Raw genomic sequence first — 16,978 nt, forward strand, 5'->3', positions numbered from 1 at the left:
CTGGGGTCCTTCAGCGGTACATGGCCACGCCGAGCGCGGCGAGGGTGAGGATCAGGGCGACGGTCCCGGAGATCTTCGGAACGTCGTGGAGCGCGACGGCGCACAGCCCGAGCAGGGCGACCAGAGCAGATCCGGCGAAGAGGACGGCGAGCGTCACGTGCCCTCGCGGGCTGCGCGGAGCAGGCGCCGGCCGTAGCCGTCGCTGACGTCGAGCCTGGTTCCGATCTCGGTTCCGGTGAGTTCCGGTTCCGTCTCCAGCCAGTGCCGGACGGTCGCGACGCGGGCCTCGAAGGTCGTGTTGCTGCTGTCCTCGGAGGCGATGTCGTCGGCGCCGGTTCCGGTCGGCGGAACCAGGGGCGGAACTGGTTCCGGTGCCGGTTCCGCAGGCCGTTCATGCTTACCAGACACTGCTTCGGTGATCGCCGGAAAAGCCTGGTCAGGTGCGGTTCCGCCCCGAGTTCCGCCTGTTCCGCCCGCGAGTTCCGCCACGGGCTGCCAGGGGCCGAGGACGGGGCCGACGGGTGCCGCGTCGACCGGCTCCGGGGCGCGTTCCACGGTGATTGGTTCCGCCGGTTCCGGGGCCGGTTCCGCCACGGCCGGAACTGGTTCCGCCGCGGGTTCCGGCTGCTGCTCGGAGAGTCGGTGGACACGCCACAGCACGAGCGGAGCGACCGCCGACACGGCGACGACGAGGGTCACCGACACGGGCAGGAGGCCGACCGCGACGAGGTGGGAGGCGGCGTTCACCGCGATCAGGGTGACGACGACGGCGAGGACGTCTCGGCGGGCCCGGAGCGCGGCGAGGGCGTACACATCGAGGGCTGCGGGGACGCCGGCGGCGACGTAGGTGCCGAAGCCGCACGCGACGGCGAGTTCGTACTCGGCGGAGGCGAGGACGACCAGGACGGCGGCGAGGGCGGCCCACAGGAGCGGGTCACGCTTCACCGGGGGCCTCCCCGGCGAGGATCGCGGCGAGCTCACGGCCGAGGGCGCGCAGCTGGACGGCGGACTCGGCGAGGGCGTCGGCGAGCTGCTCGACCTGGTCCGGGCTGTAGGAGCCGGTGATGTTGCCGGTTTCGATGTAGAGGACCGGGGCGGTGCACGACTTCCGGGAGAAGGGGGCCTGGGCGAGCATGGCGCGGAGCAGGTCGATGCCGTTCGCGCCGATGGTGTGCTCGGGGCCGTAGTGGGTGAGGTCGACCTTGTACTCGGCGTGGTCGCCGTGGCGGCCGGTGCACCAGTCGGGTTCGGCGATCTCCAGGGACTTCACGACGAGGACCGGCACGGTCACGGTGCGGGGGAGGTGCTGAGTCACTGGCGCTCACCCCTTGCGCGGTTCTCGGCGTGGCTGAGGTGGTCGGGGCAGGTGCGCGGGGCGGTGATCAAGGAGCGGGCGGCACTCTTTAGGCGGAAGGCTAAGGAGAACGGGCGCCTGCACCCCGTGCGTCCGCACCGAGGCTCGCCGTGTCCCGGCCCACCGCCCGCGCGGCCGTGCAGCTGCTCGTTGAGCGGGGCCTGGTCCATACCGTGCGCGGCAAGGGCTCCTTCGTGGTCGACTCCCCGCCCCAGGCATGACGAAACGGCCCCGCTCTCCCGGAGGAGAGCGGGGCCGCGGTCATGAGCCGATGTCGTGCAGGTAGGGGCGGACCTCGTCGGGTATGGGCTGCGGGGCGGCGGCGGTTCGAGTCGCTGCTGGCGCATGTACCCGGGCGCTTCTGGCATGGCCAGTTCATGCCGGAAGGCTTCGGGCCGGCCCAGCGCCAGCTCCGCAAGGGCTTTGACATATCTGGGTGCCACACGGGAGCTGGGACCGGTGTTCCATGCGGGTTCCGTGCGGGACAGCAGGTCCAGTGCCTCCTGCCACCTGGCAAGGAAACACAGAGCCACGGCCTGGCCGCTCGCCTTGACCACGTCGGGCACCGGCAGTTCGTCCCACCAGCGTTTCGTCGCCAGGCGGAACAGCGCCTGCCAGTCCTGCTGATCGGCCGTCAATGCCACCAGCCGAAAGGCGGTCTCCTGCAGCTCCGGCGCGGTGAGCGTCCCAGGGTTGCGCAGCAGCGCCTCCTTGACCCTGCGACCGGTTGAGAAGTCGGACGCCCTATAGGCGGCCGTGGCATACCGTTGCACCGCCTGAATCCGGGCGCTGGGCTGCTCGGTCAGGTAGGCGGCGGCCCTGAGCCATCGGAGCACCGCCTGGTCGTCGGTGCCGAACAGCGTCTGCTGGGCGGCAGCCGTCAGTTCGGCCACCGCGCGCTCCCGGTCGACCAGGCTGCCTGCGTCCGCGATCCGGTCCGCCCGGTAAGCGTGTGCCTGTGGCGTGTCGAGCAGGACCGCCGCCGAGGGGGTCACCTGTCCGGCGTGCTCCGAGTCCGCGTCGGCCCAGAGCACCTCGACGGCTGTGGCGGACAGCCGGCTGCGCTGCCTCGGTCTCAGCCGCTCCCGGACGGTGTGCTCTGTCAGCGGAAGACGGAAGATCCAGCCCGCTGCTGTGGCGCCGTCCGGGCCACGCAGCTCGTCGACGATCCCCGCTTGGACCAGGCCGCGGACACCATCGCTGACAGCGTTGGCGGACAGGCCGGCCCACGTCGCGGTCAGCTCCAGGGCCCGTCGGCCGAGCGGCCACAGGATGCTCAGTGCTGCGGCCACCGCGCGAGAAGGCTCGCCCAGCGCGTCCAGCGCCGTGACGAACCGGTCGTCCTCCGGCAGCACCGGAATCGGTGTGCTGGCGCTGATGAAGGCGCGGCCGTCGGTGACCCGGATCTGGCGAGATGCTTCGGCCAGTGCCTCCGAGAAGGCGGACAGCCCGCTCACTGGCTGCGGACCTCGATGCGGCGGGCTGCCGCCAGCGCGGCGTCCCGGACTCGGCCCGATGCAGCCTCCGATCCTCCCAGCCCCGTAACCCGTCCGGTGACCATCCCCAGGCAGGTCTTCCCTCTGTGATCAGCGGCAGGGCCTGTTCAAGAGTTCGGGGTTGTCCACCGCGCGCGGCAGGCGGCTCAACGCGGTGGAGGTGATCCGCTGCCTTCCTAGGCATGGGGACGACGGCAGCGGATCGAGCGGCCGCCTGCTCCCGCAAGGCGGTGTTCTCAGCGAGGAGGACCGCGATCACGGTGGCCGCAGCATCGACCTGGCCCTGGAGCAGGCGCCGCTCGGGCAGCGGAGGATGCTCATGGGCTTTCAGCCGGCGCAGTGACTCCCGTGTCTCCTCCAGTTCCGCTTCCAGCTCGTGCCTGCTCTTCAGCGACCTGTCTGCGACGATCACGACGGCTGCAGCGCACAGCACGACCTCTCCACCGCAGACGATGTCGCCCTTGAACCGGCCGCCCTCGTCGCCTCAGCTCACCACCGCAGGCCCCCGCTGACCTCCAGCACATGTCCGTTGACGTAACGGCTGTCCGAGCTGGCCAGGAACACCGCCGCGTCCGCCACTTCCTCCGGCTTCCCCATCCGTCCCATCGCGAGCTTGGCCTCGTAGTGGGGCCAGATCTTCTCGTTGCGGGGCAGCAGGCTGCCCATGCCGGCGTCGATGAGCCCCGGGGAGAGGCAGTTGACGGTGATGTCGCGCGGCGCGAGTTCGGCGGCGCAGACACGGGTGAACGCCTCGACGGCGGCTTTGGAGGAGCTGTAGACCGACGCCCCCGGCGTCACCTGCCCGGCCAGGGCGGAGGACATGGTGATGAGCCGGGCGTGCTCGCTGCGCTCCAGGTAGGGCACGGCGGCCTGGACGCAGCGGAAGACACCGGTGAGGTTGGTGCCGATCACCTCGTCCCACGCGTCCTGCGACAGGGTGGCGGCGGGGCCCGGACGGCTCACGCCGGCGTTGGCCACGACGATGTCGATGCCGCCCAGTTGGGCGTTGGCGTACTCCATGAGGGCGTCGACGGAGGAGCGGTCCTGGACGTCGACCGGATGGAAGAGGTAGCTGCCCGGCCCGAGGGACATCGCCCACTCCGCGTGGTCGGCACCCCGGGCCGCCGCGACCACGTCGCACCCTTCCCGGATGAACGCCTGCACGATGGCCCGGCCGAGCCCTTTCGTCCCGCCGGTCACCACGGCCCTCCGGCCGGCCAGCCTCGTGGTGGGCACGTCGCCCTCCCCTTCGTCGTATCCGAATCCGATTCCGTACTCCGGCGCGGTCTCGTTGTGCAGGCCGCGCTGGAGGAGGCCCTGCACCAGGCCCCACTGGGCGAGATCGCCAAGCCCGAGCGTTCTCATGTGGCCTCCTGGGGGGACGTCGTGCTCATGAGAACCGGGGCAGGATGTGTTCCGCGAAGAGTTCGAGGGTGCGGACGGACTCCTCGAACGGCATGTTCCCGGAGACGATCTGGAGGCTGATGGTGGTCTCCCCGTACAGGGAGCGGATGAGTTCCACCCGGTCCGCGACCTCCTGCGGATCGCCCACGAGCACCTTGTTGTCCCTGAGCTGCTTGTTGAAGTCGCTGCTGTTGACCCGGGCCACGATCCGCTCGTAGCCGGCGTAGTCGCTGCTGCGGTTGTGCTGCCAGGAGGACACCGCCGAGGCGAGCAGGCTGTTGGTGCGCTCCGAGTAGACCTGGCCGAGGCGGTGCGCCTTGTCGCGGTCCTCGGCGAGGTAGCAGTTGTAGCTGAAGTGGACGTCCTCGTCGGTGGTCGTGAGGCCGGCCGTGGTCCGGGTGTCCCGGTATCGGGCGAGCATCTCCTGGAGTTTCTCCTGCTTGTTGATGGACGGGACCATCATCACGCCGTATCCGGCGGCGCCCGCCGCCTCGCCCGACTCGGGGGTGATCGCTGTCGCCACCAGGACCCGGGGGTGCGGGGACTGGAACGGGCGGGGCAGCAGGGTCACCGGGCCGAAGGTGTGGAAGTTCCCCTCGTAGGTCACCTCCTCCTCGGTCCACAGCCGTAGGCAGGCTTCGACGCCCTCGTTGAAACGCGCCCGGCTCTCGTCCATCGGGACCTGGTAGGCCCAGAACTCCTCCGGCAGGAAGCCCCGGCCGAAGCCCACGTCGAGCCGGCCGTGCGAGAGGTGGTCCAGCATGGCGAGCTTGCCGGCCAGCTTGACCGGGTGGCTGAAGGCGGGCAGGACCGCGCCGGTGATCAGCCGTACCCGTTCGGTGCGGGCAGCGGCAGCCGCGAGGAAGGTGACCGGATCGGGACTGTAGCCGCCGTACGCCGAGAAGTAGTGCTCGACGGTCTTCACATGGTGGTAGCCGAGTTGTTCGGCGCGTTCCGCGAGGGCCAGGGCCTCCTCGAAGAAGCGGACCCCGCTCTTGTCCCCGGGGCCGACGGTGGGGAAGAGATTGATGCCGAATTTCACGACGGGTTCCTCTCGGTAAGGAGCTTCAGGTACGAACGGCGGTGGTAGAGCAGGGCGCCTCGGTCGTGGACCTCGCCGTCGAGGACACGACCGAGCAGGATCCAGTGGTCCCCCGCCTCGATACGGGACTCGGTGGCGCACTCCAGGAAGGCCACGGAGTCGGCGAACAGGACCGGCGAGCCCGCCGCCCGCGCCGACGCGCGGTACTGGACTCCCGCGAACTTGTCGGCGCCCTTCGCCGCGAACTGCCGTGAGACCTGCTCGGCGTCCTCGGAGAGGAAGTTGACGACGAACCCGTCCGACCGGAGTAGGGCCGGCAGGGTACGGGAGGACTTGTCGACGCAGATCAGCAGCAGCGGCGGGTCCATCGACACGGCGCACACGGCGTTGCTGGTCAGCCCCTTGGGGGTGCCGTGGGCGTCGGTGGTGGTGATCACGGCGACGGAGGTGGGGAGGGAGGCGAAGGCGTCACGGAAGACGGCCGTGTCGATCGGGACCGTGGTGCGGGTGGGCATGGCGCCCTCCTTCGGTGGGGGTTCGGTGTCAGTGGGCCGTCGTGGCGGACGGGGCCGGAGCCCGTTCGGCCAGCACCTTCTCCAGCAGCCGGGTCGCGTTGCGGTGCAGCGGGACGTCCCCGCCGAGCAGGGCGGTCACGCGTGCGGTGATCAGGCAGAATCGGAAGGCGGCGAAGACCTCGTAGTACTCCATGTGCCGCAGCCGGGTGCCGGTCCGCCGCTCATAGCGCTCGACCGTCTCCGTGCGCTCCGGCAGCCCCGCGAGCCGGGGAACGCCGATGCCTTCGCTGAGGTGCCGGTCGAGGTGGAGGAACCAGGCCACGTCGCTCTCGGGCGGACCCGTATCGGCCATGTCCCAGTCCAGCACTGCGGCCGGGGACAGACCCGTGAAGATGAGGTTGCCCAGCCGGGCGTCCCCCCACAGCAGCCGTGAGGGTCCCTCCCGCGTCGGCTGGTGAACGCGCAGCCAGGCCAGGGCGCGATGGGCGGCGGGCGGTGCGTGGGGGGCGTAGAAGGTGAAATGGCGCTCGAAGTGGTCGAGTTGTCTGGTCAGGTACGGCCGAGGGTCGGACGCGGAGAGGAAGTCCAGGCCGAGCCGTGCGGTGTTCAGGTCGTGCAGCCGGGCCAGGACGTCGAATCCGGCGAGCCAGAGCGTGCGGCGCTGCGGTGGGGCGAGGTCCACGACCCAGCCCGACCGGTGGTAGGACGGCACGTCGGCAGGGACCCGCCCGTCCACCCTCCGCATGATCATGAAGGGTGCGCCGAGGACCGATGGGTCCTCCTCGTGCCAGAGGACGGGCGGCACGGGGAGGTCCGTGTCGGCGGCCAGGATGCGCTGGAGGCGTACCTGGGCGGTGAACCGGCTGTCGGGGTGCACCTGGTGGCGGGTGGGCGCCACGCGCAGGATCACCGAGTGGGTGTGCGCGGCCCCCTGGGTGTCCTGCCAGGTCAGCCGGATCGTGAGGGTCTCGTTGGTGAAGCCGGCGCCGGTCGGCGAGTCCAGGCCGGACACGGTGATGTCGGTGGCGCCGGGCATTCGGGCGCCGAACCAGACCGCGAGCCGCCGCGCGGTGGCCTGTGCGTCGCGGTGGAGGGGAACGGGCACGGGTGCTCCCTTCGGGTTCGGGGAAGGGGAGGGAGAGGGACGTGACGGCGAGGCTCGCGGGCGCTGCCCGCGGCCCGGTCAGCCCTGCGGCGCGCGCAGCACCATCGCCGCGTTGAAGCCCCCGTATCCGCGTGCCAGTACCAGCGCGGTCCTGAGCGGAGCCCTGCGGGGCCGGGAGACGACCAGGTCGAGCTGGTGGGAGGGCGGGACGTCGGCGGTGTGTACGGTCGGTGGGATCACGCCCTCGCGCAGCGCCATGCAGGCCCAGGCGAGGTCGAGGGCGCCGCCGCCGGCGTAGAGGCGTCCGGTCATGGTCTTCGGCGCGGTGACGGGCACCCCGTACGGTCCGAAGAGGGTGCGCAGGACCTCGGCCTCGGCCCGGTCGAGTTCGGGTACGCCGGCCGCGTCGGCGAAGACGACGTCGACGTCGCGGGCGTCGAGGCCGGCGTCGGCCAGGGCGTTCTCGGCGGCGCGGCGCAGCCCCGGTTCCCCTCCGGTGCCGGGCCGGGGGTCGAAGGTGGCCGCGTATCCGCTGACCGTGCCGTAGGGCGTGGCGCCCCGGGCGCGGGCGGCGTCGGCGTCCTCCAGGATCAGCAGGGCGCCGCCCTCGCCGGGGACGTAGCCGTCGGCGTCCCGGTCGAAGGGCAGGTAGGCCCTCCGCGGGTCGCTGCGGCCGGTGATCCGGCGGGTGGCGAGCTGGCCGGTCCAGCCCCAGGGGCACAGGGAGCCGTCGACGCCGCCGGTGACCAGGAGGGTGACGCCGGAGCGCAGTTGGCGGCGTGCCTGGGCCACGGCGTCGATGCCGCCGGCCTGTTCGGAGACGACGACGCCGCTGGGGCCGCGCAGCCCGTGCCGGATGGATATCTGGCCGGTGTTGACCGCGTAGAACCAGGCGAACGACTGGTAGGCGCTGACGTGGGAGCCGCCGTCGCGCCACAGAGCGGCGAGTTCGCGCTGGCCGAACTCGAAGCCGCCGGCGGAGCTGGCGGTGATCACTCCGGCCGCGTACTCGGGCAGTTGCGCGGGGTCGACGCCGCTGTCGGCGAGCGCCTCCTCGGCGGCGACCAGGGCCAGCCGCGTCATGTGGTCGGTCTGCGGCAGCAGCCGGCTCGGGATGTGTGCGGTGGCGTCGAAGTCCGGTACCTCTCCGGCGAGGTGGGCGGGGTAGCCGGCCGGGTCGAACCGTCGGACGGGGGCGATCCCGGGGACGCCGTCGAGGCTGGCCCGCCACCAGCGGTCCCGGCCGAGGCCGTTGGGTGCGGTGATGCCGAGGCCGGTGATGACGGCCCTGGCCGCCTCGGGGCGGGTAGCGGTCGCCGGGTGCGTGGCGCGGATGGTCGTCGTGGTCATGCCGTCTCCGCGGGCCGGGCCAGGACCATGGCGCTCTGGAAGCCGCCGAACCCGCTGCCCACCGTCAGGACGGTGTCGATGCGGCGTTCGCGGGCTGTCAGCGGTGTGTAGTCGAGGTCGCACTCGGGGTCGGGTTCGTGCAGGTTCGCCGTCGGCGGGACCAGGCCGTTCTCCATGGCCAGCACGGAGGCCGCGATCTCCAGGGAGCCGATGGCGCCGAGGGAGTGACCGATCATCGACTTGATGGAGCTGACGGGGGTGGCGTGGGCGTGTGCGCCGAGGGCGCGTTTGAAGGCGGCGGTCTCGTGCCGGTCGTTCTGCTTGGTGCCGGAGCCGTGGGCGTTGATGTAGTCGACGGCCGTCGGGTCCGTACGTGCTTCGTCGAGGGCCAGGCGGATCGCCTCGGCCATCTCCTTGCCGTCGGGCCGCAGGCCGGTCATGTGGTAGGCGTTGCAGCGCGAGGCGAAGCCGGTGATCTCGGCGCGGATCTGGGCGCCGCGGGCTCGCGCGTGTTCCAGGGACTCGATGACGAAGAAGGCGCAGCCCTCGCCCAGGACGAAGCCGTTGCGGCTGCGGTCGAAGGGGCGGGAGGCGTGACCGGGGTCGTCGTTGCGGGGCGAGGTCGCCTTGATGGCGTCGAAGCAGGCCACGGTGATGGGCGAGATGGGTGCCTCGGTGGAGCCCGCGATCATGACGTCGGCAGCGCCCTCGCGGATCAGGGAGACGGCGTGTCCCACGGAGTCCAGGCCGGAGGTGCAGCCGGTGGAGACGACGGTGACCGGGCCCTGTGCACCGACGTCCCAGGCGACCTCGGCGGAGATGGAGCTGGGGACCATGTAGTCGTAGAGGTGGGGAACGGCGTAGGTGTGGTCGACGGCCCACCGCTCGCCGCCGTCGCTGACCACGCGGTACTCGGTGTCGAGGCTCATGGTGCAGCCCACGGCGGTGCCGACGGTCGCTCCGGTGCGGTACGGGTCGAGCCGGCCGCTCTCCAGACCGCTGTCGGCTACCGCCTCGCGGGCGGCGACCAGGGCGAACTGGGCGGCGCGGTCCATGCGCCTGGTCTCCTGGGGGGTGAGTCCGTGGGCCGACGGGTCGAAGTCGCACTCGGCCGCGATGCGGGAGCGGAAGGCCGACGCGTCGAACAGCGAGATGGTCCGGGTGGCGGTGCGCCCTTCGGAAATGAGCTGCCAGAAGGACTTGGTGCCGATTCCCTGCGGGGCCACGACCCCGATACCGGTGATCACCGCGCGGCGGCTCATCCGGCGCTCCTGAAGTGCCTCATGTACATGTCACTGCTTCCTTCTTACGGTGTGCTGGTTGCCCTTTCCGACTGCTTCGGCGGGGAGGGGTGGGGGGTCAGCGGAAGTCGGCCGCGTGGTCGGCGGCCCACTGGGCGAAGGTCCGGGCCGGTCTGCCGGTGACACGGAGCACCGTGTCTTCGACGGGGGCGGGGCGGTCCACGCCGGCGGCGAGATACGTCAGGACGGTGTCCGCGAACTCCGTCGGCATGGTGGCGCGCAGCGCTTCGCGCGCTGTCTCGGGCGGCACTTCCTCGTACCGCACGGGCCGCCCCACGGCCGCCCCGACGATCTCCGCCTGGCGGCGCTGGGTGAGCGACTCGGGGCCGGTGACCACGTACGCCCGGCCGGTGTGCGTGGGGTCGGTCAGTGTCAGTGCCGCGACCGCTGCCACGTCGGCCTCGTGCACGGGCGCGGACTCGGAGCGGGCGTAGGGGCCTCGGACGACGCCGGTGCGCAGCTGCGGTGCCCAGTTCAGCGCGCTGGTGGCCAGGCTGCCCGCCCGGACGAAGGTCCAGGGCAGGCCTGAGGCGGCGACCGTCTCCTCGACGTGGGCGTGGAGCGCGGCGATGGGGTTGGCGGGCGGTTGTCCGTCGACGACGGACGCCGAGGACAGCACGGTCAGCGAGCCGACGCCCGCGTGCGCGGCGGCCGCGGTGAACGCCTCGATGCCACGGGGTTCGCAGTACAGGAAGACCTTGTCGACGTCCGCCAGGGCGGAGTCGAAGGTGTCCGGCTCGGCGAGGTCGAGCGGCACCACCTCGGTGTCGTCCGGCAGGCCCTTGACGGCCGCCGGGGTTCGGCTGCCCGCCCGCACCCGGGCGCCGCCCTCCGTCAGGATGCGGGCGACGTGCCGGGCAAGGGTGCCGCGAGCCCCGGTGACCAGGATCCGCACCGCGCTCACCGGTCGGCGAAGGCGGGTGCGACGTGTTCGGCGAAGAGCCTGAGCGCGCGCTCGACCGTGGCCCGGGGCAGCTGGCCGGAGTGGACGGACAGGCCGACCGTGATGCCGTCGCCGTACCAGTCGGCGATCTCGGTGAGCTGGGCGCGGACGTCGTCCGGGGTGCCGGCGAGGATCTTGTTCTCCTTGACCCGCTCGTCGATGCCGGCGCCGTTGCCGATGGCGGCGGAGGCCATCCTGTCGTAGCCGGGGTACTGGTCGCTCTTGACTGTGGCCCAGGCGCTGACGGCGGAGGCCATCTTCTCGCTCATCTTCCGCTCCACGTACTCGCCCTGGCGGTACGCGGTCTCCCGGTCCTCGTCGAGGAAGCAGGGGAAGGTGAGGTCGATGCGCTCGGTGCCGGCCGGGTGTCCCGCGTCGGCCCAGGCGCGGCGGTAGACGCCCAGGGCTTCCTGGACCTTCTCGCGGGTGGCGACCGAGGCGATGAGCTGGAGGTGACGGCCCTGTTCACCGGCGATGCGGCAGGAGTCGAGGTTGCCGGTGCTGGCCACGAAGACCGGGGGGTGAGGCAGTTGGGCGGGCTTGGGCAGCATGGTGACCGGGCCGAACTGGTGGAACGTGCCGTTCCACGTCAGGTCGTCCTCGGTCCACAGCCGCACACACGCCTCGACGCCCTCCTCGAAGCGGGCGCGACTCTCGTCCAGAGGGATGCCGAACGCGGCGAACTCGTCGGGCAGGAAGGCCCGGCCGAAGCCCACGTCGAGCCGGCCGCCGGAGATGTTGTCCAGCATGGCGAGCTGGCCGGCGAGCTTGACCGGGTGGGTGAAGGCGGGGATGACGGCTCCGGTGGCGACCCGCAGTCGTCGGGTGCGGGCGGCGACCGCCGCGAGGAACGTGATCGGGTCGGGGCTGTAGCCGCCGTAGTCGAAGAAGTAGTGCTCGACCAGTTTGACCTGGAAGTAGCCCAGTTCGTCGGCGAGTTCGGCCAGGTGGAGGCCGTCGTCGTAGTACTGGGTGGGGGTGGGTTCGCCGTCCGTGCCGCCGACGGTCGGGAAGAACACGATGCCGAACTTCATGGGGTGCTGCCTTCCCGGCGATTCAGGCCGCCGATGCGTCGAATTCCAGCTGGAGCTCGTACAGGGCCGGGCTCACCTCGGTGAGGGCGAAGATCTCGGGGTAGAAGGCGGTGTGCGCGTCCATCTTCATGAACTCCTGGTAGTCCGCGACGCTCTCCCAACGGGCCACGTTGAGGTAGCGGGTGGGGTCGTCCTGGTCGCGCACGAAGGTGTGGTCGATGTAGCCGACGTGGTCGAGGGCCAGGTCGGACACCTTGTCGAAGAGGGCTTCGAACTGCTCGGCCGTGGTGCCGGGGCGCAGCGAGAACCTGTTGATCATGACGATCACGGGGAACCTCCGGTCGGTGGTGGGGGTCAGCGGACGTTGTCGTGGGAGACCAGGCGGTGGCGCACCCGCAGCCCCTGGGGGGTGCGGACCAGGACGTCGTCGACGGCGGTGCTCAGATAGAGCTGAGGGGCGCCGTCCTTGACCGTGGAGTAGATCGCCGCGTAGTAGCGGGTGGTCACGGTCTCGTCGTCGTACGACACCAGGTCCACCATGCCCAGCCAGTGCCGGCGCTGGAGTCCCTCACCGAAGATCCGGTCCAGTCCGGCGCGCATCCGCTCGCGGATCTGGTCGCGGCCGATCCAGGGCTCGGGGCGGGCGTTCTGCACGAACTGGCCGTCCTCGGTGAAGGTGTCGGCCCAGCGTTCGGCCTCGCCGGAGTCGAGCAGGTGGGCCTGGCGGGCGTAGAACCGCACCACCTCGGTGTAGAGCTGCGAGTCCGTGGCCCCGCCGGCCTCTGCCGTGACCTGCTGGACTGTCATGGTGACCTCCGTCGTGAGCGTCGTGCGGATCGTGTCCTTGAGGCTGTCGATCGAGGTGCCCTCGTCGGTGCCGGGGGCGAGGACCGCGTGTCGGCGGGCAGTCAGCCGGACGCCCGTCGCGGTAGGGGTGAGGTCCAGAACCGAGGTGCTGACGGTCAGCGCCGGGCCGATGGCGAAGTGCCGTTCTGCGATTCGCCGTCCGGGGACGCCGACGCGCACGGTCGTGCCGTCCGGCGGGGTCCGCGAGAGGAGCTCGTACAGGGCCTCGGGGGTCAGCGGCAGTTCGGCGGAGCTGTCGGCCGTGACGACGAGTCCGTCGGCGGCGTGGTCCTGTTCGGCGGCGTCGCGCAGGTGGCCGAGTTCGAGGTCGCTGTTGCGGTCGATGAGCGCCTCCACGGCCGGCTGGAAGGACTCGTCGAGGACCTGGTAGGCGTGGTTGAGGACGATCCGGGAGCGATCTGCGTCGAGCGGTTCGATGTGCCAGGCGCCGCTCATCGCGGCCAGCGGCGCCGGGGACTTCTCCTGTCGGAACGTCATGACCCGGCGCTCGGTGTCCAGTCCGACCCGTGACACCCAGGTCCGCAGCTCGCCGTCGGCGCCGTCGGGCGCCCGCCAGATCTGCAGGCGCTGTTCGTCGCCGTCCGTGCCGAGGGGCTCGATGTGGACCGTCTCGGGGAAGAAACGGGCCCATTGGGCGAAGTCGCTCACGATCCGCAGGACGGTGTCGGCGGGGGCCCGCACGATCACCTCGTGCTCGGCATGGTGGACCGGCGCGGCCTCCGGCTCAGCCGGCATGGGGGGCCGTCAGTGTGGAGTGCTTGACCGACAGGACGGTGGTGCTGGTGTCACCGACGTGCCGGGCTTTTCCGCCCAGCCTGCCGATCACGTCCTGGAACTCCGGCTGGGCCGCCATGTGCCGGACAGCCTCGTTGTTCTCCCAGTAGCTGACGGAGACCTGGGTCAGCGGGTCGTCGAGCGAGCGCACCAGCTGGTGCTTCAGGTAGCCGGGCTGCGCACGGAAGAATCCCGCGGTCTCCGCGAAGACGTCCCGGAATCCCTCGGATTCCGATTCCAGACGGAACTCGCTGAGCAGTACGACCATTTCTGAACCTCCCGGAAAGTAACGGAAATTCGAATACCCAGAACCCTAGGAGTCGCCACCTCGGCGGGCGCTCGGGAGGCGCTCGGAAAACAGTCAAAGGAATTTACGGAAATTCCTCCGAGCGGCTTCCGAGTGAATGCCGAGCAGGAGTCGAGGGTCGGGATTCCATGCTTTTCCCAGCGCATCGCGCCGAATCTCTGACCGCCATATGAGGACGGATGACATGACCGCCATCTTCGCGAACACCCTCACGCTCAAGGATCCGGAGAACCAGGAGGCCGCCAAGGATCTGGAGGAGACCATCACCGAGGCCGGCGCTTTCATGCGGCGCCAGCCCGGGTTCCGCAACTTCCGGCTGGTCCGCTCCGCGAAGAACCCGGAGAGCTACCTGATCTATGCCGAGTGGGACGACGTGCAGGTGCTGGAGACCGCCATCGCCCAGCCGGACGTGCGCAGCCGGGCGGCGCACGTCCGTGAGCTCACGCACGGCGCCCCGAAGATCTACGAGGTGGTCAGCGCGGCGGACCTGCCCGCGTGAGCACGACCGACACGTCCCCGCGGGTGACGGAGGTCGCCGACCGCGTCTTCGCCTTCGTCCAGCCCGACGGCGGCTGGTGCCTGAGCAACGCGGGCATCATCGTGGGCGGCAAACGGGTCTGTGTCGTCGACACGGCCGCCACCGAGGCGCGGGCCCGCGCGCTGCACACCGCGGTCGGCCGGCTGAGCCCCCTGTCACCGGCTTTCCTCGTGAACACCCATCACCACGGGGACCACACCTTCGGCAACTCCCTGTTCCCTCCCGACACCACGGTCGTCTCCCACGACCTCGCGCGGACCGAGATGGCGCAGAAGCAGCTCTCGCTGCGCCAGGTGTGGCCGGAGGTCGACTGGGGCCACCTCGAACTGCGTCTTCCCGACCTCACGTTCTCCGACCGGCTCACCCTGCACCTGGACGACGAGAAGGTCGAACTGCTGTACGTGGGGCCGGCCCACTCGACCAATGACGTGGTGGTGTGGCTGCCGGAGCGCAGATGCCTGTTCGCCGGCGACGTCCTGCTGTCCGGCTGCACCCCGTTCTGCCTGATGGGGTCGGTGGCGGGCAGTCTGCGGGCCGTGGCCCGGCTGCGCGCCCTCGGCGCCGAGACGATCGTCTGCGGGCACGGCCCGGTGTGCGGGCCGGAGGTCTTCGACGCCACCGAACGCTATCTGCTCTGGGTACGGGGGCTGGCACGGGAGGGCGTCGCGGCCGGTGCCGACCCGCTGACCGTGGCGCGGGAGACCCCGCTCGGGGAGTACGCGGACCTCGTCGACCCGGAACGACTGGTCGCCAATCTGCACCGGGCCTACGCGGAGGAACGCGGCGCCCGGCCCGGCGAGTACATCGCCTCGGGGCCGGTGTTCCGCGAGATGGCCGTCTACAACGGCGGCCGTCCTTTGCGCTGCCTTGCCTGAACCATCACGTACCGGACAATCGAGAGGAACACGCCGTGAAATTGTCGGTGGTCGAGCAGGCCCCCGTGGTGGAAGGACGCACCCCGGCCGACTCGCTGCGGCACAGCATCGAACTGGCCCGGCTCGCAGACCGTCTGGGCTACGAGCGTTTCTGGGTCGCCGAGCACCATGCCGAGATCTTCAACGCCGTACCCGCTCCGGAGATCTTGATCGCGCGGATCGCGGCGGAGACGTCCGGTATCCGGGTCGGCTCGGGCGGGGTGTTGCTGTCGCTGTACAGCCCGTTGAAGGTCGCCGAGGTGTTCCGCACTCTGCACGCCCTGTACCCGGACCGAATCGACCTCGGCATCGGCCGCGCCAACCGGGTCAAGCCGCCGGTGTTCGCGGCGCTGCGGAACGACGACACCGCTCAGGAGCCGTCCTCGGACGACCTTTGGCGCCGGCTGGAGCGGCTGCGCACCTACCTGGACCCGGGCGAAGAGGTGCCGTTCCCGGTCTCCCCGCGGATGCCGGGCGGGCCGGCGCTGTGGCTGCTGGGGGCGAGCGTGTCCAGTGCCGAAGCCGCTGCCCGGCGCGGACTGCCCTACGCCTACGCCCACTTCATCGCTCCCCAGTTCACCCGGGAGGCGATGGACACCTACCGGGCTGCCTTCGTGCCGAGCCCGGACACTCCCTCGCCTCACGCCGTCCTGTCGGTGGTGGTGTGCTGTGCGGAGACCGACGCCGAGGCCCAGCGGGTGTACGCCACCCACCGGCTGTTCCACCGCCGGATGTCCCAGGGGGACGTACGGCTGCTGCCGCCGGCCGACTTCTCCGCCGCGGAGATGGGCCGGCCGGGCCCCGACCCGCTGGCGGACGAGTCCTTCGAGTGGCCGCGCTATGTGGTCGGTTCGCCGGACCGGGTCCGCGATCAGCTCACCAAGATGGCCGACGCCACGGGCGTCGACGAACTGGGCGTCGTGTCGATGATCCACGACCAGCGTGACCGCCTGCGTTCGTACCGGCTGCTGGCCGAGGCGTTCGAGCTGACTCCCCGGTGATCCCCCCGGTGCCCGGGTCAGGGCGCCGGTCCCCAGAGAAAGGAAACCTCCGTGCGTGTGATCCGGTACCGCGCCTACGGCGACCCCGACGTCCTGACGGTCGAGGAGGCCGAGGTCCCCGAACCGGGACCGGCCCAGGTGCTCATCAAGGCCGAGGCGATCGGGGTGAACTTCGTCGAGACCCAGCGGCGGCGCGGCACCGCGCCGTTCCCCACCCTGCTGCCCAACGCCCCGCACGGCGACGTCGTCGGCACGGTGGTGGCGGCCGGGGCCGACGTGCGGAGCGTCGCGGTCGGTGACCGGGTGGCCGCCCCGGTCGAGGGCGAGGCGTACGCCGACTACACCGTCACCGACGCCACCTTCCTCGCGCCGATCCCGGCCGACCTCGGCCTCGCCGAAGCGAGCGTCCTGGCCTCGCCCGCGCAGACCGCGCTCTGCACCCTCAAGACCGCGCAGATCAAGCCCGGCGACACCGTGCTGGTGCACGCGGCGTCCGGCTCGATCGGCCATCTGGCACTGCAGTTGGCCAAGATCCTGGGCGCGGGCAGGGTCATCGGGACGGCGGGTTCGGCGCACAAGCTCGACTTCGCCCGCGCCCACGGAGCCGACGTGGCGGTCGACTACTCGGCCCCCGGCTGGCCCGACCAGGTGCGCGCGGCCACCCAGGGGCGCGGCGTCGACGTGATCATCGACAGCGTCGGTGGCGACGTCCTGCGCCAGGGCATCGGGCTGCTGGCCCCCTTCGGCCGACTGGTGTTCTACGGCGCGGCCAGCGGTGAGGTGCCGCAGATCTCCCCGATGGAGCTGATCGGCCTGCAGTTCGTGACCGGGTCCAGCCTGTGGGCTTGGTGGCAGCACCGCCCCGATGAGGTCCGCACCGGCCTCGACCGACTGGCCGGGCTGCTCGCCTCGGGCGAACTCTGTGTCTCCCTGGGTACCACGCTCCCGCTCACCGAGGCCGCCAAGGCCCACCAGCTGATCGAGGAGCGCGGTCACCTCGGGCGCGTCCTGCTCATTCCATGAATCTGCCCCG

The 16,978-nt window shown here is 71.1% G+C and carries 20 protein-coding genes; 6 read left to right on the plus strand and 14 right to left on the minus strand.

What is annotated here, in order from left to right; all coding sequences use genetic code 11:
* Nucleotides 1–10: 10 nt before the first annotated feature.
* Genes ACFU3E_RS11055 through ACFU3E_RS11065 form a run of 3 tightly spaced genes read right to left on the minus strand, consistent with a single transcriptional unit; the run spans nucleotide 11 to nucleotide 1,315 of the window.
* A complete protein-coding gene (locus ACFU3E_RS11055; RefSeq protein ID WP_384154874.1) occupies nucleotides 11–157 on the minus strand; it encodes a hypothetical protein in 147 nt (48 codons plus the stop codon).
* Nucleotides 154–945 carry a hypothetical protein gene (locus tag ACFU3E_RS11060; RefSeq protein ID WP_384154876.1) on the minus strand — a complete coding sequence of 264 codons (792 nt, stop codon included), beginning with the start codon at nucleotides 943–945 and terminating at the stop codon, nucleotides 154–156. The genes ACFU3E_RS11055 and ACFU3E_RS11060 overlap by 4 nt, the downstream gene beginning before the upstream one ends.
* Nucleotides 935–1,315 carry a DUF6907 domain-containing protein gene (locus ACFU3E_RS11065; RefSeq protein WP_384154878.1) on the minus strand — a complete coding sequence of 127 codons (381 nt, stop codon included), beginning with the start codon at nucleotides 1,313–1,315 and terminating at the stop codon, nucleotides 935–937. The genes ACFU3E_RS11060 and ACFU3E_RS11065 overlap by 11 nt, the downstream gene beginning before the upstream one ends.
* A gap of 149 nt (nucleotides 1,316–1,464) precedes the next feature.
* On the opposite strand from ACFU3E_RS11065, the gene ACFU3E_RS11070 reads away from it, so the two are divergent.
* Together ACFU3E_RS11070 and ACFU3E_RS11075 are read left to right on the plus strand one after the other, a co-directional pair.
* Entirely contained in the window at nucleotides 1,465–1,575 is a 111-nt protein-coding gene (locus tag ACFU3E_RS11070) for a hypothetical protein (RefSeq protein WP_384154880.1), read from the plus strand.
* Nucleotides 1,576–2,971: 1,396 nt separating this feature from the next.
* On the plus strand, nucleotides 2,972–3,193 hold the full coding sequence (locus tag ACFU3E_RS11075; protein WP_384154882.1) for a hypothetical protein: 222 nt from the start codon (nucleotides 2,972–2,974) through the stop codon (nucleotides 3,191–3,193).
* A gap of 146 nt (nucleotides 3,194–3,339) precedes the next feature.
* Here ACFU3E_RS11075 and ACFU3E_RS11080 read toward each other — a convergent pair whose 3' ends face one another.
* The 11 genes from ACFU3E_RS11080 to ACFU3E_RS11130 form a co-directional block, all read right to left on the minus strand.
* Nucleotides 3,340–4,215 (minus strand): SDR family NAD(P)-dependent oxidoreductase, encoded by an 876-nt coding sequence (locus tag ACFU3E_RS11080; RefSeq protein ID WP_384154884.1) that lies wholly within the window; start codon nucleotides 4,213–4,215, stop codon nucleotides 3,340–3,342.
* 25 nt (nucleotides 4,216–4,240) lie between these two features.
* Entirely contained in the window at nucleotides 4,241–5,296 is a 1,056-nt protein-coding gene (locus ACFU3E_RS11085) for an LLM class flavin-dependent oxidoreductase (protein WP_384154886.1), read from the minus strand.
* The gene (locus tag ACFU3E_RS11090; RefSeq protein ID WP_384154888.1) at nucleotides 5,293–5,811 is read right to left on the minus strand and encodes a flavin reductase family protein; all 519 of its coding nucleotides are present in this window, start codon (nucleotides 5,809–5,811) and stop codon (nucleotides 5,293–5,295) included. Before ACFU3E_RS11090 ends, ACFU3E_RS11085 begins: the two co-directional genes overlap by 4 nt.
* Before the next feature lie 28 nt (nucleotides 5,812–5,839).
* Nucleotides 5,840–6,916 (minus strand): phosphotransferase family protein, encoded by a 1,077-nt coding sequence (locus ACFU3E_RS11095; protein WP_384154890.1) that lies wholly within the window; start codon nucleotides 6,914–6,916, stop codon nucleotides 5,840–5,842.
* 78 nt (nucleotides 6,917–6,994) lie between these two features.
* Complete coding sequence (locus tag ACFU3E_RS11100) at nucleotides 6,995–8,266, minus strand: ketosynthase chain-length factor (RefSeq protein ID WP_384154892.1); 1,272 nt, start codon at nucleotides 8,264–8,266, stop codon at nucleotides 6,995–6,997.
* A complete protein-coding gene (locus ACFU3E_RS11105; protein WP_384154894.1) occupies nucleotides 8,263–9,528 on the minus strand; it encodes a beta-ketoacyl-[acyl-carrier-protein] synthase family protein in 1,266 nt (421 codons plus the stop codon). Before ACFU3E_RS11105 ends, ACFU3E_RS11100 begins: the two co-directional genes overlap by 4 nt.
* Nucleotides 9,529–9,625: 97 nt before the next feature.
* Nucleotides 9,626–10,471: an NAD(P)H-binding protein gene (locus ACFU3E_RS11110; RefSeq protein ID WP_384154896.1), complete on the minus strand. Its 846-nt coding sequence runs from the start codon at nucleotides 10,469–10,471 to the stop codon at nucleotides 9,626–9,628.
* On the minus strand, nucleotides 10,468–11,544 hold the full coding sequence (locus tag ACFU3E_RS11115) for an LLM class flavin-dependent oxidoreductase (protein WP_384154898.1): 1,077 nt from the start codon (nucleotides 11,542–11,544) through the stop codon (nucleotides 10,468–10,470). Before ACFU3E_RS11115 ends, ACFU3E_RS11110 begins: the two co-directional genes overlap by 4 nt.
* A gap of 22 nt (nucleotides 11,545–11,566) precedes the next feature.
* Nucleotides 11,567–11,863, minus strand: a complete 297-nt coding sequence (locus tag ACFU3E_RS11120) for an antibiotic biosynthesis monooxygenase family protein (protein ID WP_384154993.1) — start codon at nucleotides 11,861–11,863, stop codon at nucleotides 11,567–11,569.
* 35 nt (nucleotides 11,864–11,898) lie between these two features.
* Nucleotides 11,899–13,146 carry a nuclear transport factor 2 family protein gene (locus ACFU3E_RS11125; protein WP_384154900.1) on the minus strand — a complete coding sequence of 416 codons (1,248 nt, stop codon included), beginning with the start codon at nucleotides 13,144–13,146 and terminating at the stop codon, nucleotides 11,899–11,901.
* The gene (locus ACFU3E_RS11130) at nucleotides 13,136–13,453 is read right to left on the minus strand and encodes an antibiotic biosynthesis monooxygenase family protein (RefSeq protein ID WP_384154901.1); all 318 of its coding nucleotides are present in this window, start codon (nucleotides 13,451–13,453) and stop codon (nucleotides 13,136–13,138) included. Before ACFU3E_RS11130 ends, ACFU3E_RS11125 begins: the two co-directional genes overlap by 11 nt.
* Nucleotides 13,454–13,676: 223 nt before the next feature.
* On the opposite strand from ACFU3E_RS11130, the gene ACFU3E_RS11135 reads away from it, so the two are divergent.
* From ACFU3E_RS11135 to ACFU3E_RS11150, 4 genes are read left to right on the plus strand one after another with little or no spacing between them, the layout of a single operon-like run.
* Nucleotides 13,677–13,991: an antibiotic biosynthesis monooxygenase family protein gene (locus tag ACFU3E_RS11135; protein ID WP_384154903.1), complete on the plus strand. Its 315-nt coding sequence runs from the start codon at nucleotides 13,677–13,679 to the stop codon at nucleotides 13,989–13,991.
* Nucleotides 13,988–14,905 (plus strand): MBL fold metallo-hydrolase, encoded by a 918-nt coding sequence (locus ACFU3E_RS11140; RefSeq protein ID WP_384154905.1) that lies wholly within the window; start codon nucleotides 13,988–13,990, stop codon nucleotides 14,903–14,905. The genes ACFU3E_RS11135 and ACFU3E_RS11140 overlap by 4 nt, the downstream gene beginning before the upstream one ends.
* A 35-nt stretch (nucleotides 14,906–14,940) precedes the next feature.
* Entirely contained in the window at nucleotides 14,941–15,945 is a 1,005-nt protein-coding gene (locus tag ACFU3E_RS11145) for an LLM class flavin-dependent oxidoreductase (RefSeq protein WP_384154907.1), read from the plus strand.
* 51 nt (nucleotides 15,946–15,996) lie between these two features.
* On the plus strand, nucleotides 15,997–16,968 hold the full coding sequence (locus ACFU3E_RS11150) for a zinc-binding alcohol dehydrogenase family protein (RefSeq protein ID WP_384154909.1): 972 nt from the start codon (nucleotides 15,997–15,999) through the stop codon (nucleotides 16,966–16,968).
* Nucleotides 16,969–16,978: the final 10 nt, after the last annotated feature.

The organism is Streptomyces sp. NPDC057424 (genome assembly GCF_042803315.1).
Taxonomy (GTDB): domain Bacteria; phylum Actinomycetota; class Actinomycetes; order Streptomycetales; family Streptomycetaceae; genus Streptomyces.